At 60.9% G+C, this 19,598-nt stretch carries 19 protein-coding genes; 12 read left to right on the top strand and 7 right to left on the bottom strand.

The features are described from left to right. Positions 1–69 precede the first annotated feature (69 nt). The 3 genes from NW844_RS07140 to NW844_RS07130 all read right to left on the bottom strand — a co-directional run bounded on the left by NW844_RS07140 (position 70) and on the right by NW844_RS07130 (position 3,483). On the bottom strand, positions 70–1,386 hold the full coding sequence (locus tag NW844_RS07140) for a bifunctional folylpolyglutamate synthase/dihydrofolate synthase (protein WP_414334695.1): 1,317 nt from the start codon (positions 1,384–1,386) through the stop codon (positions 70–72). A gap of 59 nt (positions 1,387–1,445) precedes the next feature. Next, positions 1,446–3,026 (bottom strand): phosphoglycerate dehydrogenase, encoded by a 1,581-nt coding sequence (gene serA, locus NW844_RS07135; protein ID WP_414334694.1) that lies wholly within the window; start codon positions 3,024–3,026, stop codon positions 1,446–1,448. 220 nt (positions 3,027–3,246) lie between these two features. Continuing rightward, positions 3,247–3,483 carry a DUF3148 domain-containing protein gene (locus NW844_RS07130; protein ID WP_414334693.1) on the bottom strand — a complete coding sequence of 79 codons (237 nt, stop codon included), beginning with the start codon at positions 3,481–3,483 and terminating at the stop codon, positions 3,247–3,249. Between the two features lie 497 nt (positions 3,484–3,980). Between NW844_RS07130 and NW844_RS07125 the strand changes: the two genes are divergently transcribed. From NW844_RS07125 to NW844_RS07105, 5 genes are all read left to right on the top strand, one after another. Next, on the top strand, positions 3,981–4,202 hold the full coding sequence (locus tag NW844_RS07125) for a DUF2949 domain-containing protein (protein ID WP_041438119.1): 222 nt from the start codon (positions 3,981–3,983) through the stop codon (positions 4,200–4,202). Beyond that, positions 4,183–5,265, top strand: coding sequence for a nucleoside triphosphate pyrophosphohydrolase (gene mazG, locus NW844_RS07120; protein WP_414334696.1), 1,083 nt, complete (start codon positions 4,183–4,185; stop codon positions 5,263–5,265). Before NW844_RS07125 ends, mazG begins: the two co-directional genes overlap by 20 nt. Before the next feature lie 47 nt (positions 5,266–5,312). Then, complete coding sequence (locus NW844_RS07115) at positions 5,313–6,224, top strand: transglutaminase family protein (RefSeq protein WP_414334692.1); 912 nt, start codon at positions 5,313–5,315, stop codon at positions 6,222–6,224. A gap of 58 nt (positions 6,225–6,282) precedes the next feature. Further along, positions 6,283–7,491, top strand: a complete 1,209-nt coding sequence (locus NW844_RS07110; RefSeq protein WP_414334691.1) for a VLRF1 family aeRF1-type release factor — start codon at positions 6,283–6,285, stop codon at positions 7,489–7,491. A gap of 90 nt (positions 7,492–7,581) precedes the next feature. Then, positions 7,582–8,088 carry a DNA recombination-mediator protein A gene (locus tag NW844_RS07105; protein WP_414334690.1) on the top strand — a complete coding sequence of 169 codons (507 nt, stop codon included), beginning with the start codon at positions 7,582–7,584 and terminating at the stop codon, positions 8,086–8,088. Here NW844_RS07105 and NW844_RS07100 read toward each other — a convergent pair. Together NW844_RS07100 and frr are read right to left on the bottom strand one after the other, a co-directional pair. Continuing rightward, complete coding sequence (locus NW844_RS07100; RefSeq protein WP_414334689.1) at positions 8,076–10,814, bottom strand: CBS domain-containing protein; 2,739 nt, start codon at positions 10,812–10,814, stop codon at positions 8,076–8,078. The two genes, NW844_RS07105 and NW844_RS07100, sit on opposite strands and share 13 nt — an antisense overlap. A 130-nt stretch (positions 10,815–10,944) precedes the next feature. Then, the gene (gene frr, locus NW844_RS07095; protein ID WP_414334688.1) at positions 10,945–11,493 is read right to left on the bottom strand and encodes a ribosome recycling factor; all 549 of its coding nucleotides are present in this window, start codon (positions 11,491–11,493) and stop codon (positions 10,945–10,947) included. A gap of 485 nt (positions 11,494–11,978) precedes the next feature. On the opposite strand from frr, the gene NW844_RS07090 reads away from it, so the two are divergent. The 4 genes from NW844_RS07090 to cpdA all read left to right on the top strand — a co-directional run bounded on the left by NW844_RS07090 (position 11,979) and on the right by cpdA (position 15,225). Continuing rightward, the gene (locus NW844_RS07090; protein WP_414334687.1) at positions 11,979–12,662 is read left to right on the top strand and encodes a polysaccharide deacetylase family protein; all 684 of its coding nucleotides are present in this window, start codon (positions 11,979–11,981) and stop codon (positions 12,660–12,662) included. Between the two features lie 65 nt (positions 12,663–12,727). After that, positions 12,728–13,486, top strand: a complete 759-nt coding sequence (locus tag NW844_RS07085; protein WP_414334686.1) for a PspA/IM30 family protein — start codon at positions 12,728–12,730, stop codon at positions 13,484–13,486. 197 nt (positions 13,487–13,683) lie between these two features. Further along, positions 13,684–14,268 (top strand): photosystem II reaction center PsbP, encoded by a 585-nt coding sequence (gene psbP / locus NW844_RS07080; protein WP_414334685.1) that lies wholly within the window; start codon positions 13,684–13,686, stop codon positions 14,266–14,268. A gap of 162 nt (positions 14,269–14,430) precedes the next feature. Continuing rightward, positions 14,431–15,225, top strand: coding sequence for a 3',5'-cyclic-AMP phosphodiesterase (gene cpdA / locus NW844_RS07075; RefSeq protein WP_414334684.1), 795 nt, complete (start codon positions 14,431–14,433; stop codon positions 15,223–15,225). On the opposite strand, the gene NW844_RS07070 is transcribed toward cpdA, so the two are convergent. Beyond that, positions 15,222–16,064, bottom strand: coding sequence for an ABC transporter permease (locus NW844_RS07070; RefSeq protein ID WP_414334683.1), 843 nt, complete (start codon positions 16,062–16,064; stop codon positions 15,222–15,224). The genes cpdA and NW844_RS07070 overlap by 4 nt on opposite strands. After that, on the bottom strand, positions 16,061–16,966 hold the full coding sequence (locus NW844_RS07065; protein WP_414334682.1) for an ABC transporter permease subunit: 906 nt from the start codon (positions 16,964–16,966) through the stop codon (positions 16,061–16,063). The genes NW844_RS07070 and NW844_RS07065 overlap by 4 nt, the downstream gene beginning before the upstream one ends. Positions 16,967–17,029: 63 nt before the next feature. Here NW844_RS07065 and NW844_RS07060 point away from each other — a divergent pair, with 63 nt between their 5' ends. The 3 genes from NW844_RS07060 to NW844_RS07050 all read left to right on the top strand — a co-directional run bounded on the left by NW844_RS07060 (position 17,030) and on the right by NW844_RS07050 (position 19,586). Further along, positions 17,030–18,184 carry a homocysteine biosynthesis protein gene (locus NW844_RS07060; protein ID WP_414334681.1) on the top strand — a complete coding sequence of 385 codons (1,155 nt, stop codon included), beginning with the start codon at positions 17,030–17,032 and terminating at the stop codon, positions 18,182–18,184. 142 nt (positions 18,185–18,326) lie between these two features. Further along, positions 18,327–18,860 carry a thermonuclease family protein gene (locus NW844_RS07055; protein WP_414334680.1) on the top strand — a complete coding sequence of 178 codons (534 nt, stop codon included), beginning with the start codon at positions 18,327–18,329 and terminating at the stop codon, positions 18,858–18,860. A gap of 120 nt (positions 18,861–18,980) precedes the next feature. After that, positions 18,981–19,586, top strand: a complete 606-nt coding sequence (locus NW844_RS07050; protein ID WP_414334679.1) for a cofactor assembly of complex C subunit B — start codon at positions 18,981–18,983, stop codon at positions 19,584–19,586. The last annotated feature ends 12 nt before the right edge of the window (positions 19,587–19,598 follow it).

The following is a 19,598-nucleotide window of genomic DNA, read 5'->3' as shown; positions in this document are numbered from 1 at the left end:
CTCGGTGCCAGGCTCACCTCTGCCCCCCCACCACCCAACGGGGGGGCTAGTCTTTGCTCAACCCCGCTGTCAACGGGCCAATCCCCATCCCAAGCATTCCCGCATCACTTGGCCCAATAGATACAAAGACCCGCAAACCACAGCCGGTGGCTCCCCAACAGCTTGAGACTCCTGCATCTGAACACAAAAAGTAGACAAATCGGGCAATGCTTGTGCTGAAGCGAGATGGGGTTGCAGGGTTTGGGCCAGTTGGGCCAGTTGTTCGGGATCTGTCCCTAAGTGTCCGGCAATTGGCAAGGCGAAGAAGGAATCTCCCGGTCGCAGCAGGGTGCTGAGAATACCTTTGACATCCTTGGTGCTGAGGATACCGACATACCAGGCAAGGGATCCAGGTTGGTGCTTGTCTAGATAACGACGGAGAGCCTGGGCGGCGGGTAAGTTGTGGGCTCCATCCATCAGCAACTGGCGGCAACCAAGCTGCACCCGTTGTAAGCGCCCCGGCCAGCGGGTGATGGCAAACCCCTTTTCTACGGCGGCATCGGGGATCTGCCAGCCCTGTTGTTGTAGGGTTTCCACAACGGCAAGGGCTACCGCTGCATTGGTGAGTTGTACATCGCCGCTGAGGGGCAAGGTGAGGATCTGCCCTCGCCATCGGACGGTTTGGGGTTGCAACCATTGCAGGGGTTCAACCACCCGTAGGGGGCTTTGCAACTGCTCTGCCTTGGCTCGGATAACTGCTGTAACCTCTGGGGTTTGGGGTGCGCACACTGCTGGGATCCCTGGCTTGAGAATACCCGCCTTTTCAGAGGCAATTTGGGGCAGGCTGTTGCCCAAGCGCTGCCAATGATCCCAGCCGATGGAGGTGATGGCGGTCACCACGGGCTCGATCCCGGCATTGGTGGCATCCAGCCGACCACCCAAGCCCACTTCTATCACTGCCACGTCCACCTTTTGCCGGCGGAAGTACAGCCAAGCGGCAGCGGTGATGACCTCAAACTGGGTGGGAGAAGCCTCGCCAGGAGCATAGGTTTGTAGGCAGTCGCGCACTTGGGCCAACGCTTGGCTCCAGTCGTTGGCAGAAATGTACTCCCCGTTCAGCCAGATCCGCTCCCGCCAGTCCACCAAATGGGGAGAGGTGTAGCGACCGACGCGATAGCCCGCTGCCCACAGCACGTGGCTGACCCAGGCACAGACGGATCCCTTGCCGTTGGTGCCGGCCACGTGGATAGCCGGGATCCCGGCTTGGGGCCGACCCAGGCGCTGCAGCAGGACTTGCATGCGCTCCAGGCTGAGATCCACACCAAAATGGCCCAGCGACTCCAGAAACGCCGGCCAATCCCAGTCTGGGATCTGAGGCAGGTTTAAGGACAGATCGCTCTGGCTCAAGCCAAGACTCCGTCTCGCTAGCTAGGGGAAGTGAGGTTTGGGGATCGCTACCAGCGGCTCTAGAGGTTCACCACAAAAGCGTCGCGAATGCCCGGCTGCTTGAGTACCTCTTCTAGGATCCCATCTGGCAGGGGATCATCTAAGCTGAGCACCATTACTGCATCGCCGCGGATGATCTTGCGGCCCACCTGCATGCTGGCGATGTTGACATTGTAGGCTCCCAGCAGGGTGCCAATTCGCCCGATGATCCCGGGCATATCTCGGTGCAGGGTCATCAGCATGTTGGCGGAAGGGGGCACATTCACCGGGAACTCGTCAATCTGGGTAATCCGCACCTCTCGCTCCCCGATCAACGCCCCCGAAACGGAGCGGATCCCATTGGGGCCATGGGCAATCAACGTCAGGGATCCCGAATAATCTTTCAAGGAGGGATCTCGAGTTTCCACCACCCGAATGCCCCGTTCTTTGGCCTCGATGGAGGCGTTGACGTAGTTGACCCGTTCCCGCAGCGCCAGCGTCAAAAGCCCTTTGAGGGCGGCAATGACGATCGGCTGCCCATCTTTTTCCGCCAGATCTCCCTGCAGGCGGATCTCCAACTGGTTGACGCGATCCCCAGCCAACTGGCCAACCAAGTTGCCCAAGGTTTCGGCCAAGTCCAGGTAGGGTCTCAGGTTTTGCAACACCTCTGCCTGTAAGCCGGGGATATTCACGGCAGAGCGGGCCGGCAGCCCCAGCAACACATCGCGGATCTGCTCGGCCACGTCGATAGCCACATTCACCTGGGCTTCTTCGGTGGAGGCCCCTAGGTGGGGGGTGAGCAGGACTTCCTTGCCCAAAGAAAACAGCGGAGAGTCCTTCAGCGGCTCGTTGGCAAAGACATCCAAAGCGGCTCCGGCAATTTGGCCGGATTTCAGGGCTTCGTACAGCGCCTGTTCATCCACCAAGCCGCCACGGGCACAGTTAATTAGGCGAGCAGTCGGCTTCATCATACGGAAGGTTTCGGCGTTGAACAGGTTGGTGGTTTCAGGCGTTTTGGGAATGTGCAGAGTGATGTAGTCCGATTCCTGTACCAAAGTCGTGAAGTCCACCAGGCGCACCCCCAGTTGCTCTGCCCGCTCCATGGAGAGGTAGGGGTCGTAGGCCAGCAGCTTCATCCCCATCGCCTTGGCAATCTGGGCCACGTGGGAGCCAATTCGCCCCAATCCCACAATCCCCAGGGTTTTTTTGTAGACTTCTACGCCGACAAACTCCTGCCGATTCCATTGGCCCGCTTTCAGAGAGGCATTGGCATCCGGTATGTGGCGCGAGAGGGCCATCATTAAAGCAATGGCGTGCTCGGCAGCGGCAATGGTGTTGCCCTCGGGCGAGTTGACCACCAGGATCCCGGCTTTGGTTGCGGCAGGCACATCGATGTTATCGACTCCAACACCCGCCCGCCCGATGATTTTCAAGTTCGTCCCCGCCTCGATCACCTCGCGGGTGACCCGTGTGCCGGAGCGCACCATGATGGCATCGTAGCTGGGGATAACCGCGATCAACTGCTCTGGGGTGAGCTGGGTTTGCACATCCACCTGAGCCACTTGAGAGAGGATATCGATCCCCGCCTGATCGATGGGATCTGTAACGATAACTCTGGGCATAAGCAGCGCTGGTCTTGTGGGATGGAGGGCAACAGAAGCAGAAGAACCAATTGCTGCCAGTTAAGGCGGATCCCAGCGGATAAGCCAAACCTTGATCCAACCTCAATTGGCACACTTTAATCTACCGCGAAAGTCCGCCGGTAAGGTGAAAACTCAATTCTGCAGCAAGCTGTCCGATCCCAAAAACCCATCGAGCTGCCTTGGAAGAGAGATGGGCCCGTTAAGACAGGGATCCCACCGGGGCAATATATTTCCCGTCGATGAGAAAGACGCCATTGGCAAATTGCACACAATAGGTGCCCAACAGCCGCCGCTGCAGGATCACCCCTTGTTCGTGCAAGCGGATCAAATGGGCCGGGCGCAACATCGGCATCGGGTCAGCCGTCTTTAGATAGGGCGGTATCTCCACCACCTGAACCGTCGCCCCCACCGGCAGTAACCCCTGAGCTTCAGACATAGGGAGAGTTCATGCTGCAACCATCTCTAGCTTAGCCGAGACCTAGGCCGGTGCAGGCCCGAAACCTGACCCGACCCAAACAACAAGGCAAAGCCCAGAACCCACTGGATCCCTGAGCCATTAATGTAAGATTTTTATCTTAAGTACCGAAGTTGCCAGGATAAAAAGGTAACATCTTGCTCAAGCTCCCTGGTTTTTCCCAAGAGGAAAAGCTAGCCAGCCTTTTGAGATGCTGCCAACTGTTCGTGAGTCTGCTATCATACCATGACCTCTTCCAACTGTTTTTTGTATCTTTGGATACGAAAACCTCATTTACCCGAGTAATCTAGGGGTTTTCTCGCTGTGGAGCTGTGGGCGCAGGGCTTGGCAAACCGGCCTTTGGCCCACTCGCTGGCCAGATCTTTGCCGAAATCCTATAGGAGTGTTAAGAATAGTTACATTGGTTGACTATCTTCTCAGTTTTCACAGTCGTCCTTCTTCAGCGCCGCGAAACGACCATGCTAGATCCGATTCCCCCCCCAGCCCTTGAGGAATATCTGTTGGAAACGGGTATTATCGACCGTTCTCAACTGAGTTTGGCCAAAAAGCTGCAGCATCGCCAGCAAGGGCCGTTGCTGATGATTCTTTTGGAGTTGAGTTTCATCGATCTAGAGCAGCTCAGCCGCCTTTTGGATTTGGGCCGCACCTACCCTTTTGACCATGCTGCAAACGCTGGATAGTCTTCAGCCCGACTGGCAACAGGCGCTGGCTCGGTGGTCTACTGCGGAGCAGGGATCCCTGCTGCTGAAAAGCTGTGGGGGAAAGGATCTGGGGGAGTTGCGCCGTTTTCTGCAACAGGTCTGTGCCCCTGTCCAGTCTGTTACGCTGCTGGCAGAAGGCTTAGAGGTGGTGGCCGGCCCCTTGACGCTTCAAAGCTGGGATCCGCAGACAACGGGCCATTTTGCCCACCTTTATCTGGAGCGTCCCGCCTCTACTCTGCACCTGAGTCGTTTGGCGGCGATTGTGGCTCGGTTGCGTGCTCCCGACGGCTGCCCTTGGGATCGGGCCCAAACTCCAGAGTCTCTTACTCCCTACATTCTCGAAGAGGCGTATGAGGCGGTAGCGGCCATTCGCGGCGGGGATCCGGCAGCGATTGCCGATGAGCTGGGGGATTTGTTGTTGCAGGTGGTGCTGCAGTCGCAGATCTTTGCCGAGCAGAACCACTTTGATCTGGAAGCTGTGGCGGCGCGGATTGCCGATAAGCTGATCCGTCGTCACCCCCACGTATTTGGGGAGGCTGTGCCGGCAGACCTGGCCGAGCTGCACCGCTCTTGGGAGCAGATCAAGCAAGAGGAGCAACCGGATCAAAGCCTTGGTCAAAAGCTGCTCCACTATGCTCAAAGTTTGCCCCCCCTGATGGCTGCTCTGAAGATCTCCCAAAAGGTGGTGGGAGCGGGATTTGAGTGGCCAACGGTGAAGGGGATCTGGGCCAAGATCCGCGAGGAAGAAGCCGAGCTGCGCCAAGAATTGGAAAGGGATCCCCCCGATCCGGCCCGACAGGCAGCCGAGTTGGGGGATCTGCTGTTTGCTCTGGTCGACTTGGGCCGTTGCTATGGCTTGGATGCTGCCCAAGCGCTGGCTCAGACCAACCTGCGTTTTGCCCGTCGTTTTTTGCGCATGGAAGAGCTGGCCCAGGAGCCGACAGGATCCATGCCCGGCGATGGCAAAGGCTCCATGCTCAAAGGACGCAGTCTCCAGGAATTGGAAGTTCTCTGGCAACAGGCCAAGCAAGACCATCCCTAGTTCGTCTGGGGTTGGGCCGGCTCTGAGGAGTATCCATTCACCGAACCGTGCAAATTCAAATCCGCCATTTCATCGAATACCGCTACAGTTGTCCGGTGCAACTGGAGCCCCACACTGTGCGCTTGCGACCCCGTTGCAACGGGATCCAAGCCCTCTTGGCCTTTGATCTGCAGGTGGATCCCCGCCCGGCAGGCCAATCGGAGCTGGTGGATCTGGATGGCAACGCGGCGGTTCAGCTCTGGTTTGGGGATCCCACCGAACATCTGCGCATCCAAACCCAGTCCACCGTGGTCACCCTGCGGCGCAACCCCTTTGACTATCTGCTCTGCGATTGGGCCACCCACCTTCCCATCAACTACCCCAGCACGCTGGCAGCCCAACTGCAGCCCTATCTGGCGACCCAGGCAGATGCCGGCATCCAAAGCCTGGCCTGGGAGCTCTGGGATCAGGTGCAGGGGGAGACGACGGCTTTTTTGCCGGCGCTTAACCAACGCATCTACTCCGAGTGCCGCCACATCTTGCGGGAAAAGGGGGATCCTTGGCCCGCCGGCCTGACCTGGCAGCGCAAAACCGGCGCCTGCCGTGACCTGACGCTGGTGTTTATGGAGGTCTGCCGCACCGTAGGCTTGGCCGCACGCTTTGTCAGTGGCTACCAGGTCGGTTCTTCGCAGCCGGCGGGGGAGACCACAGAGCCTGTGCATCGTCATCTGCACGCCTGGGCAGAGGTGTATCTGCCGGGGGCCGGTTGGCGGGGGTTCGATCCCACCCAAGGGCTGGCCGTGGCCGATGGCCATGTGGCTTTGGCGGCCAGCGCCTACCCCAGAGATGCCGCTCCTATCTACGGCCATTGGCTGGGCAGGGGTGTTCACAGCCACATGAGCTACACTATCCAGATCCAGGCAGAATCTTCTCCCCAAGGCCAAGCCCAACTGAGCTCCATCTTGCGTGGGATCCCTTGAGGGATCTGCCGTCGCATTCCCTACTTTAGATATCTTGCAGTGAAGCCCTTTCAAAACCATGGACGAGCTCAACACCCTGATCCGGGATTTGCAAGCTGCCTTTGGCGACAGCAGCACGCCGGTGCTCTCGTTATACGCCGACATCAACCCTGCCCGTCCTGAAAACGCCCGCCTTGCCTGGGTGGGACGCATCAAGAACGCTATCAAAGAGCTGCCGGAGTTCCGGGAGGGCAAGCGGGATCCTTCTCTCTACGAGCAAATCCTTGCCCTGCTGGAACAGGAGCGCCCTTCCGCCCGCACCCTAGTTCTTTTTGCCAGCCGCAACGCTGATGGCAAGCTAGTGCTGCGTCGAATCGACCTGCAGGTGGAGCTGCCCGTAGTGGATCTGGCCCACGGGCGGGTAGAAGCCCGCTGGGGTGAGCCGTACTTGACCCCTTTGATTTTCGCCTTCGATGAATATGAGCGGGCCGGGGTGTTGCACCTGTCCGGGGCCAGGTGGCACTTCTACGAGCTCTTTTTGGGAGAACTGCGGGAGGACACGGAAGTCTTTGCCAACATCAGCGCCGACGAGTGGCGAGAACTCCAGGAGCTGGCCGGCCGCATCGAGAATGTCGTTGCCGAGCGTCGCGCCCGCAGCGGCGGCACCTTCGACAAACTCTCCCCCAAGGAGCGGGAAGCGGCCAAGGTCAGCCTCTGGATGCACAAGCTTTACGTGCGCCTGGCCCACGCCCTCGACAAAGCGGTGGATCGCCTGGGCATCGAGCGCCTGGTGCTTATGGGCGAAGCCTGGCAGGTGTCTCACTTTGAGGGCTACCTCAACCGCGGCTTGCGCAACCGCATCGTCGCGCGGGTGGGGCATCCGACCAATTTCCACGCCCCCACACCGCAAGACATCCTCGAGCGGGTGCTGCCCGTCCTGGAGGCCGCCGAGCGCCGAGGGGAACTGGCCTTGTTGGAGCGGATTCGGGAGCAGCCCGGCGCTTGGGGCGTGGACGCGGTGCTGGACGCTCTCCAACTGGGTCGGGTGGAAATTCTCGTCCTGCCCTGGAGGTTGGAGACTACCATCTGGCGCTGCCCAGACGGCTCGGTGGGGGGAACCCAGGAGATGGCCCGGCTCCTCTGCCCAGAGCCGCAACCGGTGGCGCTGCGGGATCAGGTCTGGGTGCTGGCCCGCGATTTTGGCGCCAAGCTGGAGTTTGTCCGTGGCGAGGCCGAAGACCGCTTGCTCCACGAATTCCAAGGAGCAGCCGCGCTGTTGCGCTGGTAGAGGCCGCGACCCAATAAGGCCGGATCCCAAGGCGAAAAATTGGGCTAGCATAGCCTAGCCAAGATCTTGAAAGTTTGCCGAGGGATCCCGTTGACCCAGTCTATTGATCTTCCCACCAGCGTTGACACCTTTTTGCAGGAGCTGGCCGCGATTCAGCAAGTTGGGCCGAAACGAGTGGCAATCCTGGGCAGTCGTCACGTGCCCATCACCCACCAGTACCTCATCGAGACCCTCAGCTATGCTTTGGCCCTCACCGGCAACCAGATCCTCACCTCTGGGGCCATTGGCACCAACCTGGCCGTGATTCGGGGGGCGATGCGGGCGGACATGAAATCGCTGACGGTGATCTTGCCGCAAAGCCTGGAGCGACAGCCGGCAGAGTCGCGGGCCAGCCTGGAGCAGGTGCTGCATTTGGTAGAGCACCCCGAAAATGACCACCTTCCCCTGGCAGAAGCCAGCCGCCTGTGCAATCTGGAGATCATCAGCAAGTGTCAGCAGTTGATCTGCTTTGTCTTTCACGACAGCGTCACGCTCCTGGATGCCTGTAAGCACGCCGAGGAGCAACACAAGTTGGTAACTCTCTTCTATTTCGATTGATGGGGCTCCTCGCTGGGTTGAGCTGGCGGCAAGGGAAAGTGTTCTTGTAGCCAGGCTTCGGCTTCTGCCGGGGTGGTGAGTTCGCCGTTGAGGGTGAGACAACGCAGTTGCTCCAAGATCGCCTGGAAAGAGCGACCTGGCCTATAGCCCAGACGACGCAGGTCATGGCCGTTGAGGAGCGGCTTGACCCAGTGCCACTCCTGCAAGTAGCGCCAGATCAGTCGCCGGGCCGGTTTGTCGGCAAGGCTGGCCAACAAAATCACCGCCGGGATCCGCAGCCCCTGCAGCCGTTGCACCACCTGGGCAGGAGACAGGGATCCAGAATTCAGTTGGGCCAGCAGGGTTTGGTAGTGGGGGAACTGGCTGAGGCGTTCGACGCCCGCTTGGGTGAGGTGGAGCTGGTTGGCTACCTGGGGCGCTTGGGGCAGTGTGAGGAGGAGAGCCTCGAGGCGCAGTTGCCAGATCTCCTGGGAGCCCAGCTCGGGATAGCGGCGGCGAAAGTGATGGGCCCAGCGGCCCACCCGCTGCAACCGCCGACACAGGGAGGGATCCCACTCCAGGTCGGGGTGAATACAGCGCAAGGCTCCCCATTCCGCCAGCCGCTCAAAAGCCTGCGGCCAATCGCGGGATTGGAAAATGTAGGCCAGCTCTTGCTTGAGGCGATCCCCGCCGACAGCATCGTGCAGGCCACTGGCCACGGCAGCGCGGATCCATTTTTCTGTGGTCGAGTCCAAGCTAAAGCCCAGGCGCACCGCAAAGCGCACTGCTCGATAGATGCGGGTGGGATCCTCGATGAAGCTGTTGGGGTGCAGGGCGCGGATGATCCCCTGCTGCAGATCCGCTTGTCCGCCGAAAAAATCCAGCACCTGTCCCCGCTGGGGGCCGTTGAGGCGCAGGGCCAGGGCGTTGATGGAAAAATCCCGCCGGTAGAGATCTTGTTGGATGGATCCCATGGCCACTTCGGGGGGCGAGGCCGGGTAGGGGTAAAACTCGGTGCGGGCACTGGCGATATCCACACAAAAGCCGCCTGGCCAGATCAAAGCCGCCGTTTGGAATTTGCCGTGGATCTCCAGCCGCGCTTCTGGGAAGTGCTGTTTGAGCGCTTGTCCCAAAATCAAGCCCCAGCCTGGGGGATCTGTCCCGGCGATAGCCAAGGGGTAAGGCCCATCCACCACCAAGTCCAGATCCAGCCGCTCCAGGTTGGGTGAGGGCGGGCGCCCCCACCGGTGCAGCAACAGATCTCGTACCGTTCCCCCGACCAGATACACCCTCAGGCCCTTTTCATCGGCGATGCGGGCGGCCTGCTCCAGCAACTGTCGATGCCGTTCCGACAGAGCCGCGAAGGTGAGATCCAGAGGGCAGGAAAGGGCAGGGGAAGCCAACTGCGGCGAGAGGGCCGGCAGCTCGTGTAGATGCCGCAACACGTCGGTGCGGGTCACGATGCCCACCAACTGGTCATCCTGGAGCACGGGCAGGCGGCCAATATCCCACTGCACCATCAACCGCTGGATCTCCGCCAGCGGCGTGTCGGGGGAGAGCGTCTTGACGTCGGTGGTCATGTAGCCCTTGACAGGGGCATGGCCAAACCCGTGGTGCAGGGCGATATCGATATCCCGCCGCGAGATCACCCCCACCAAGCGGCCTTGGGCATCCACCACCACCAGGCCAGAATGGCCATAGCGCAACAGCACCCGCTGCGCCTCGTCGATGGTGATCTCCGGTCGGATGGTGCGCACCGGGGCCGACATCAAGTCTTTGGCCGTCACCGGGGGTGGGATCCGCGCTTTGACCGCCTGGCTGAGGGCCGCCAGGACTTGGGCCGGGTCGGGCAAAGGCTGGTCGGGGCTGGCTTTCAGCGTGGCCGCCGCTGCACAGTCGTGGCCGCCGCCACCGTAGAGGGCCATCACCTGGCTCAGGCGGGCAAACTCCTGCCGTGCCCGCCCGATCAGGCTCAGCCGCTCCCCCTGCCGCGCCACCAAGAGCAGCACGTCCACCCCCGTCAGATCCATCAGCCGCATCACCAAGCCGGCCAAGCCGGGCACAAACTCCGGCAGCTCCAGCAGCCACGTTCCCAGGCGATACTCCCCCACCTGCTCTACCTGCATCTGGGCCAGCCCCTGGCTGAGCAGTTCGCGCATCTGGGGGGTGAGGCCATCCCCCAAAAAGCGCCGCAACAAGACCAGGTTTACCCCCTGCTGCAACAGCCAGCTCAGGGCGGCAGCATCGCGGGCGGTGGTTTCCGGGAAAGTCAGGGATCCGGTGTCCATGTGGATGCCCAAGGCCAGCGCCAGCCGCTCAAAAGGGCTGAGGGGGATCCCGGCAGCCTGCAGCCGCTCCACCAGCAATGTACAGGTGGATCCCACAGCCTCGATATGGCAGGTAACCTGCTGCTGCGGCCAAAAGCAATCTGGCGGGGTTTCCGGATCCTGGAGGTGGTGGTCGAAAATCTCAATCTGCGCGCCGGGGACATTCACCCAAGCGGCGGCCTTGCCCAGGCGATCCGGATCGTGGCAATCCACCACAATCCACCGCTGCACCTGGCGGGGATCCACCGAACGCAGCTCGATGAGGGGAAATTCATCCCGGTACAGGGCCAAAAACTCCTGTACCCCCGGCAGGGATCCCCCGGTCAAGGCAATGCGGGCTCCCGGGTACAGGCGCGCTGCCCCCACCGCTGCCCCCAAGGTGTCGAAGTCCGCCGCTTGATGGCACAGGATTAGATCCATGGACAGCTATGCCCGCCGCCTTCTTCCTTCCATCCTGGCCCAACCTGGGATCCCGGCCACAGGGAGAGAACTGCCGCTTGACTGCTGTGGGCCAAAAATGAATTGGCAGGGGTGCTTCAAGGACAAAGCCTTAAAGAGTGGTCAGTTCCTTTTCTTTTTCTGCCAGCAGCTCATCGATTTTCTTGATGTAGCGGTCGGTCAGTTTCTGGATATCCTCTTGCAAGCTTTTGGATTCATCTTCCGACAGCTCGCCGTTTTTCTCCCGCTTGCGCACCGAGTCGATGCCATCCCGCCGGATGTTGCGGATCGAGACCCGACCCTCTTCGGCCAGTTTGGCCACCTGTTTGCTCAGCTCTTTGCGGCGTTCTTCCGTCAGAGGGGGAATGTTGAGGCGCACCACCTTACCGTCGTTGCTGGGGGTTAAGCCCAGGTCAGAGGCGACAATAGCCCGCTCAATGGCCGCCAAGGTCGAGGGATCAAAGGGCTGGATCAAGAGAGTGCTGGAGTCTGGCGTGGTAAGGCTGGCCAAGGCCTTCAGGGGAGTGGGCACGCCGTAGTACTCCACCTGCACGCGATCCAGCAGGCTGGCATTGGCCCGCCCGGTGCGTACCGTATTAAAGGAGCGCTGTGTGGCTTGCACAGCTTTGTTCATCAACTCCTCAATCTCAGCTAGCTCCACGGCGTTTTCCTCGCTTTCAAAACAGTTTCCAGGCTTTGGCAGCCAACTCGACACCTCTACGGTCAGCCTGACCTCAATTTTACTGCTTCGTTGGGATCCGCAAGGGATCCAGATAGCGACAGCACGGCCAGATAGATCCAGTTTGCCCTAGTGCCGGCTCTTGGCTTCCCAGCAGTTGATGAGGTGAACCTCAGCCAAGCGGGATCCTTCCTACGCAAGAGATGGATCTAGAGATGGACCTATATTGCTAACGCTGGAAGAAGCTGCGACTGGATTGCTGTGGGCGGTCACACGTAAACTACATTGTTGTCCGGCTTCTCGCATTCCTCCCGACGCAAGGACTCCGTCCCGCTTCGCGACCGGCTACGCCAGAGCGCGGGGCTTCTGCGGTTTCTAGCTGAATGGGTTGCTTCAACTGCTCGCTCAACGCTGCCGGGAACTGGCTCTAGGCTCAAGCTATCTGTAGACTTGCCAGGCTAACGGAAATGCTCTTTTCTTCTCGGCAAATCTTGCCCTCATTCTTCTACCCACCCCTGCATTGGGGCCTCAAGATCCTCTTTCCCGAGGGCCTGTGGGAGCTGCCGGCAGATCCCCATGCTCGGCGGGTGGCCCTCACGTTTGACGATGGCCCTCACCCCGAGTACACCCCGGCTCTGTTGCGGGTTTTGCTGGATTTTCAGGTGCCGGCCACGTTTTTTGTCCTGGGAGAACGGGTGCAGCGCTGGCCCCACCTAGCCCGTCAGATCCGCCAGCAAGGTCACCGCATTGGCCTTCACGGCTGGCAGCATCGCTCTTTTACCCAGCTTGCCCCCGACGAACTGCGGCAGAGCCTGAAGCGCAGCCAAGCTGCCCTGGTGGCTGCCTGTGGCGGGATCCCCGGCGATTATCGGGCTGTGCGCCCGCCCAATGGCTTGTTTTGGCCGCAGACGCTTGTGGATCTGCGCCGTTGGGGCTTTTGTCCGGTGATGTGGAGCGTGGTACCCGAGGATTGGCTGACTCCACCGGTAGCGGTGGTGGTGGAGCGGGTGCTGGCCCAGGTACAGCCTGGCTCCTTGATCGTGCTCCATGATGGGATCCAGGGGGGATCCCAAGTGGCTGAGGTGGCGCGGCAGTTGATCCCGGCTTTGAAGGAGCGGGGGTTTGAATTTGTCCACTTGCCGGATCCCTAGAAGATCTGTCAGTTGCGGAGAAAGTTAAATACAGTAGAGGCAAGAGCAAACAGGAGGGTCAGGTCATGGGTGCACGCAAGATCATCTACGGCATTTTCGGGCAACGGGCCGGCAGCGTCATCGTCGGAACTTGGAACTGGCTGTGGGGGCTCCCCGTGGACAAAGGGGGCACAGGGGCAGTGATGGTGGCGGAAGAATCCCTGCGCACCATGCAGGAAACGGTTCAGCGTCTCACCGAAGCCGTTGCCACCCAAGTGGCTGCCTATCAGCGGGCCGAGCAGAAGTACATGCAAAAGGTGCGGGAGTACCAGGCTCTGGAGAACAAAGCTCGCCTGGCCGCCCAACGGGGCGATCAAGAGGCGGCCCGCTTGGCCATGTCCCAAGCGCTGCAAATTGAGGCCATTCTCGGCCCCCTCAAAGAGAATGTGGAAACTGCCGAGCGCTATGTCAACGCGGCCAAGCAGAAGCTGGCCCGCGAAAAGGAGCGACTGGCCGCCTACAAGAGCGAGCTGAGCAACCTCAAAGACATCAACGAGGTGAACCAAGCTCTCGAGCAGATGACCCGTGTCAACAATTCCTACAACATCGACTCAGCCAAGTCGCAATTTGAGGCAGCCAAAAACGCTGTCCAGGCTCGCCAGCTCAAGGCCCGCGCCCTGAGCGAGCTTTCGGAAGATCGCAGCGAGCAAATTGCCGCTCAACTGGACGAGATGGCCATGGACGATGAGATCTCTCGCCGCTTGGCGATGCTGACGGGCCAGGGGGGCGCGCCGGCCAACCTGCCGCTGCCAGATTTGGACTTCGAGAAGCGGCTCCCTCAATAGCGGCAGCAGCTTCCCATTCTGGGGATCCCCTGTTTCCGGGTTCCTCGGCAACTGGGCCGAACATCTCCGTCTGAGCCCATGCGGTAGCCGTGCTGTACAAGGGGGAGCCTTGCCATTGAGGGTCAACGGGCTAGCGCTGATGCGCTCGTACTAGGATGATAAGGATAGGTAACCCATCTGAGGGGAGGATCCCAGCGATGTCAGCAGCACAGGGCGGGCATTCTGCCCGATTGGTTCTACGGCTGTCCAGAGCGTTATTGCTGCTCTGTGTCTGCCTCAGCCTTTTGACCAGTGCCTGCTCTGCAGGCTCCAACCTGCGGGCCTACAGGGATCCCAGCGGGGCCTTTGCCTTTGCCTATCCCAACGGTATGGTGGCGCTCAAGCTCGGGCCGGGGAAAGGGCCGACGGTGCTGCTGCGCGACCTGGTGTACGAGACGGAGAATGTCAGCTTGATGATCGCCCCCTTTGATAAGGGAGAGACGATCGCCGACCTGGGTGGCCCGGACGAGGTGGGGCAGTTGGTGGCAGAGAAGATCATCGCTCCTGAGGGATCCGGTCGCTCCGCCAAGCTGTTGGCTGCCGAAGCCTTTGAGCGGCAAGGTCAGCCCTACTACCTGTTTGAATACCAAACCGACATGGGATCCCAGCTTCGCCATGAAGTGGTGACGGTAACCGTGCGCCACCATCGCCTTTATACTCTGACGGCCTCCACCCAAGAATCCCGCTGGCCGCAGGTGCAAGCCGCTTTTAGGAATGTGGGCCGTTCTCTAAATGTTTCCTGAAGCTTTTTCTTGAGGATTTTCTCATGAAGGGGACGGGGCGGACTTGGGCAAGTTAAAGCTGGGCCTTCCAGATGGAGTTGCCTGCCGATCCCAGCCGGGAATCCGGTGCTAAAACGGTGGTGTTTTTTATAGAGGGGATCCCGCCTCTCTCCAGCCGCTTCCATGACTGTTTACGTGGTTCAGATCAGCGACCTGCATCTGTTTGCCAAGCCACACCAGCGGCTGCTGGGGGTGGACACAGAGACCTCTTTTCTGCAGGTGCAAAAGGCCATTGCCGCCTTGGATCCCTTGCCGGATGTGCTGCTGCTCACCGGGGATCTCGCCCAAGATGGCAGCGCCGCCGCCTACGCCCGTTTGCGAGAGCATCTGCAAGCTCTTCCCATCGACACCTATTGGCTGGCGGGGAACCACGATCGCCTTCATAACATGAACTCAGAGCTCCGCGCCGAGCGGGTACACGGGGAGAAAAGCTTCAGTCGAGAGAACTGGAGCTTGATTCTATTGAACTCTCTAGTGCCGGGCAAAGACAGCGGCTACCTGACGGAGCGCACTTTGCTGTGGCTGAAACAAGAATTGCAGCGGAGCAAAGCCGCCCAACACCATGTTTTGCTGGCCTTGCACCATCCTCCTTTTTCGGTGGATTCTCCCTGGCTGGACCAAAGTGCCCTGCAGCAGCCGGAGCGGCTGTTTGGGGTTTTGGACGAGTTCGACCACATTCGCCTGGTGCTCTTCGGCCACATCCACCAAGACCTGCACCGCCGCCGGCAGGGGGTCGATTACTTGGCCTGTCCTTCCACCTGCGTGCAATTTCGCCCCAAGAGCCCTCGGTTTGGCCTGGACGTGATCCCCCCGGCTTTGAGGCAGATATGGCTGGAGCAGGACGGCAGCTTCAAAACCCAGGTGCAGCGGGTGGAAGCCGCTCTGCAAACTCCTAACTTGGCCTTGAAAGGATACTAATTCCCTTCCTCTGGGATCGCGGTGGGCGCCAGTCCGACCGCTTGTCCCAAACAGAAACTGGCTGCCAACAGGGCCAGCCATCCCGGCAGCACCGACAGGAGGGCCACCACGGCCATCGAGGTGTGGTTCCCCCCCTGCAAGAGGCTGTAGAGCAACATCGGCAGGGTGAGCACCCGCCCACCGCCGACGAAAAAGGTGAGCAAAAATTCGTTCCAAGAGATCAAAAAGGCAAAGGCTGCCCCAATAGCTGCTCCAGGGGCCACGAGGGGCAACGTTACCTGCCACCACACCTGCCAGGGATCCGCCCCCAAACAGCGGGCCTGGGCCTCGTAGCTGCGGTCGAAGCGGGCAAACACACTGCCCATCACCAAAGCCATGTAGGGGATGGTCGGGATCAGATGCACCAAAACCACCCCCAACAGGGTGCCTTCCAGGCGCAGGCGGATCAGCACCCCTTGGATCCCCATCAGCACAGCCAGAGGAGAGGTGATGACCGGTAACAGCAAGAGCAGGCGCAGCCAAGCAGGCAGCGGGCGGGTGCCCAAAACTCGTCCCGCCGGGATCCCCACCCCTAGGGCCAGCAGAGTGGTGAGCAGGGCAATTTGTAAGCTCTGGCCAAAGGCTGCCCTGAGCTGAGATCCCCGCTCTAGGAACTCCTGCCAGCCGGCTAGGCTCCACGCCTGCGGCAGGGCATCGGGGAAAAACCAGGCCCGCGTAAAAGCCCAGAGGCCCAGCACTCCAAAGGGCAAGGCCCAAAGGAAGGTCACCCCGACCACCCCCAAGCGGAGCAGGGATCCCTCCATCCATCCAGAGAGGCTGCAGGCGCGGCGTCCTTTCACGGCTTTCTCCCCGGCGGCTGCAAGAAGGCTCCCCTGGCCGCAAACAGCCCCGCCATCAGGCTGACCACCGCGGCCGAGATGGCCAGCAGGATCACCCCCAACGCCACCGCCTGCTGCCGCTGCTCCAAATTGATATGGGTAAAACGCTGGTAGATCAGCACCGGCAAGGTGCGGGGGTAGGTGGGCCCCAAAAGCAGCGGGATCTCAAAAGCGCTGAAGACAAAACCAAAGATGAGGATCCCGGTGGCCAGCAGCCCCGGCCTGAGCAAGGGCAGCGTTACCTGCCAAAACGCTTGCTCGGCAGAGGCCCCCAACAGGCGCGCCTGCTGCTCCAGCTCGGATCCCATTCCCCGTAGCAGCGTCAGCGCCACCAGAGCGGCAAACGGGATCTCCTTCCAGAGCCAGTAGAGCAACACCCCCACGTAGCCGCGGTCGTTCACCCAGAGCGGGAAATCCTGATCCGAGGCAATCCACCCCAGTTGGAAGGCCAGCCGCGCCAGCCAACCGCTGGGAGCCAACAACAGCCACATTCCCGCCGCCCCCACCAAATGGGGAACCGGCAACGTCAACTGGGCCAGCCAGATGGCCCACCCCCCTAGCCCCCGCAACAACAGCGCCGATCCCAACCCCAAAACCAGCGCCAACCCGGTCGCCAGCAAAGCAAGCCCCAGACTCAGCAGCAGGGATCCCCACACCTCGGCATCTCCCAGGAGCTCCCCGTATCCCTGCAGGCTCAACCCCGTCCTCCCCAAGCCGTAGAGGCCGACACTCTGGGCCAGGGCCAGCAGCAGCCCACCGCCGTAGATCAGACCTACCAGGCTCAGAGCCGGCAGCAGCGGCCCGTACTGCCCCAGCCAGCGGCTTACCTTCCTGAGCCCTCCCCAGCCATCTAAGCTATTCATACAGCCATTGATCAGCCATTCGGGAACGCTGCCTCAAAGGACGCGGACTGCCTCTTGCACTCCATGGAAAGAACTCTAGACCAGATTAACCAACGCATTGCCAAAGGCCAGGCGCGGGTGTGGACGGCCCTAGAGGCCAAAGCCAAGCTGGCCACCCTGGGCATTGAGCAGGCTTTTGAGCAGGTGGATGTGGTAACCACGGGCACCTTTGAGCCAATGGAGTCGTCAGGGGCAATCCTCAACCTGGGCCATACGGATCCGCCCATTAAGATTCGCCAAGCCTGGTTGAACGGGGTGCCCGCCTATGCCGGGTTTGGCGCCGTGGATCTCTACATCGGGGCGGCCCAGCCCAGTGAGCAAGCCGAGCACCCCTATGGGGGCGGCCATGTTATCGCCGATCTGGTGGCCGGCAAGCGGGTGCACCTGCGGGCTGTTGGCCAGGTAACCGATTGCTATCCCCGCGCCGACTACGAGTCCACCCTGACACGGGATCAGCTTAACCAGTTCTACTTGTTCAACCCCCGCAACGCCTACCAAAACTTCATTGTCGGCGTCAACGGCGGGGATCGGCCCTTGTACACCTATTTGGGCCTGCTGGAGCCGCACCTGGGCAATGCCGTCTATTCCAACCCAGGCGAGCTCTCCCCCCTCCTCAACGACCCCCTCCTGCGCCGGGTGGGGATCGGCAGCCGCATCTTTCTGGGGGGCGGCAGCGGCTACATCGCCTGGGAAGGCACCCAACACTTCCCGCGGCAAAAGCGGCTGCCCAACCATACCCCCATCGGCCCGGCGGCCACCTTGGCCCTCATTGGCGACGCCAAACAGATGCAAGCGGAATGGGTGCGAGGCTGCTACTTCCGCAACTACGGCCCCAGCCTGATGTTGGGGGTCGGGATCCCCATCCCCATCCTCTCCCCTGCCGATCTGGAGCCCATTGCTGTCCGGGATGAGGAACTGGTGGCGCCGGTGATCGACTTTTCCATTCCCCGGCGGGTGCGGCCCACCTTTGGCCTGGTGAGCTATGCCCAGCTCAAATCCGGCTACATTGTCCTCAACGGCCGCAAGGTGCGCACTGCTCCTCTGGCCAGCCTGCGCCGCTCAATGCAAGTTGCCGAGATCCTCAAACAGTGGATTGTCAGCGGCCAGTTTACTCTCACCCAGCCGGTTGCCCCTCTGCCCCTGGATCGGGAGTTTCTCGCCCAAAACCCTCATCCATAAAGGGATCCCCATCGCCAAAACCGGCCATCGGATCCCTGGTAAGGGGTTGTCTTCCAGGCAGTTGCCGCTACCATTACGCCTTAGGTGTTGCCGGTAAAGGCTCCCTGGGGGAAGGGGGCCGGTATCCGCAAGGGGGAAAGACATGTTCCGGCGTATTGCTTTTGGCTCGGCGGTGTTGGGATGGCTCCTGGCCCTGCCCGCCTTTCCCGGCCACGGGTTGGGGGAGCGGCGGGTCGTGCCCGACACCCTCTTCTACTTCGACAACCACTATTTCGATCGCTACCCCGAGGCAGTGGTGGTGGGCGTAGTCAATGGTGACACGCTGGTGGTGCAGATCGAAGGGGAACAGAAACTGCGCCTGATCCGCTTGGCCGGGATCCAGGGCCTCAGGCCGGAGGAGGATCCCTTTTACCAGCAGGCGATTGAGCTGATGCGGGAGCGTATCCTGCGCCGCACCGTCAAGCTGGAAGGGGACAAGCTGCTGCGCAACGTCGATGCCACCGGCTTGGTGGAGGCCTACGTCTGGCTGGAGGGCCAGCAGATGAACGCCATGCTGGTGCGCAACGGCCTGGCCCGCATCATCCCCTACAGCCACAACATTAAATACGACAGCTACTTCGGTGGCCTGCAAAAAAGAGCCCGCCAAGAGCGACTCGGCATCTGGAGCCGTCTCTAACGCCTTGGATAGCTCTAGACTGGGTTTACTGGGCACTCTTAGATACGTCTGCCTGCTTTGAGGGTTAAATCCACTCCAGCTTCCCGGGATCCCAACCGCTGGCTGAGGCATCTGCCTTTGGTGACCGGCCTTTTGGGCAGCGCCCTCTTGGTTATTAACCGACTGGCTTTTACGCCGGAACTGTTCGCCAGCCAGTCCCGCTCTGATGCCTTGGGGATCCTCCTCAGCGCCATTTTGATCCTGACCGGCCTGCTGTGGCAGCAGATCCAGCCCCGTCCCACCCAGGCATCCCCCCTGCAGGGGAGTTCAGGCTGCGATTGGCACCCCGACCTTTCCGAGAGCGAAAAACTGGAGCTGGCCTGGGCCTCCCACACCCTCCTTAGCACCACTGCTGCCCGCACGGTAGTGATCTGGGTGGAGGGGCGCACCCTACTGCAGCGGGGGATCCTGGCCAGCCCCGGCCAGTTGCCCTCCATCCGGCCCCAGAGCATCTTGCAGCGGGTGTTGCAGACCGGACGGCCCGTCTATCTGGTGGATTTGAAACTGTTCCCGGCCCGCGCCGAGTTCGAGGGCCTGCTGCCCCCCGGATCCCAGGCGGTTCTCTGCCAGCCCATCGGCCAGAAGGGATGCCTCATCTTGGGCAGCGACACCCCCCGCAGTTTCAGCCGCCAGGAGCAGGCCTGGATTGCCGCCATCGCCGACAAACTAGAAACCCTACTCGCCTAGCTCCCCTCTCCC

It is taken from the genome of Synechococcus sp. H55.2 (assembly GCF_047462495.1).
Classification (GTDB): Bacteria; Cyanobacteriota; Cyanobacteriia; order Thermostichales; family Thermostichaceae; genus Thermostichus.
Note: the sequence above shows the minus strand (reverse complement) of the source record. Positions and strands in the feature narration are given on the sequence as shown.

Coding starts and splice junctions, on each gene's coding strand:
- serA (WP_414334694.1), bottom strand. CDS start 3,026: ATGCCCAGAGTTATCGTTACAGATCCCATCGATCAGGCGGGGATCGAT.
- NW844_RS07130 (WP_414334693.1), bottom strand. CDS start 3,483: ATGTCTGAAGCTCAGGGGTTACTGCCGGTGGGGGCGACGGTTCAGGTG.
- NW844_RS07125 (WP_041438119.1), top strand. CDS start 3,981: ATGCTAGATCCGATTCCCCCCCCAGCCCTTGAGGAATATCTGTTGGAA.
- mazG (WP_414334696.1), top strand. CDS start 4,183: ATGCTGCAAACGCTGGATAGTCTTCAGCCCGACTGGCAACAGGCGCTG.
- NW844_RS07110 (WP_414334691.1), top strand. CDS start 6,283: ATGGACGAGCTCAACACCCTGATCCGGGATTTGCAAGCTGCCTTTGGC.
- NW844_RS07100 (WP_414334689.1), bottom strand. CDS start 10,814: ATGGATCTAATCCTGTGCCATCAAGCGGCGGACTTCGACACCTTGGGG.
- NW844_RS07090 (WP_414334687.1), top strand. CDS start 11,979: ATGCTCTTTTCTTCTCGGCAAATCTTGCCCTCATTCTTCTACCCACCC.
- NW844_RS07085 (WP_414334686.1), top strand. CDS start 12,728: ATGGGTGCACGCAAGATCATCTACGGCATTTTCGGGCAACGGGCCGGC.
- psbP (WP_414334685.1), top strand. CDS start 13,684: ATGTCAGCAGCACAGGGCGGGCATTCTGCCCGATTGGTTCTACGGCTG.
- cpdA (WP_414334684.1), top strand. CDS start 14,431: ATGACTGTTTACGTGGTTCAGATCAGCGACCTGCATCTGTTTGCCAAG.
- NW844_RS07065 (WP_414334682.1), bottom strand. CDS start 16,966: ATGAATAGCTTAGATGGCTGGGGAGGGCTCAGGAAGGTAAGCCGCTGG.
- NW844_RS07060 (WP_414334681.1), top strand. CDS start 17,030: ATGGAAAGAACTCTAGACCAGATTAACCAACGCATTGCCAAAGGCCAG.
- NW844_RS07055 (WP_414334680.1), top strand. CDS start 18,327: ATGTTCCGGCGTATTGCTTTTGGCTCGGCGGTGTTGGGATGGCTCCTG.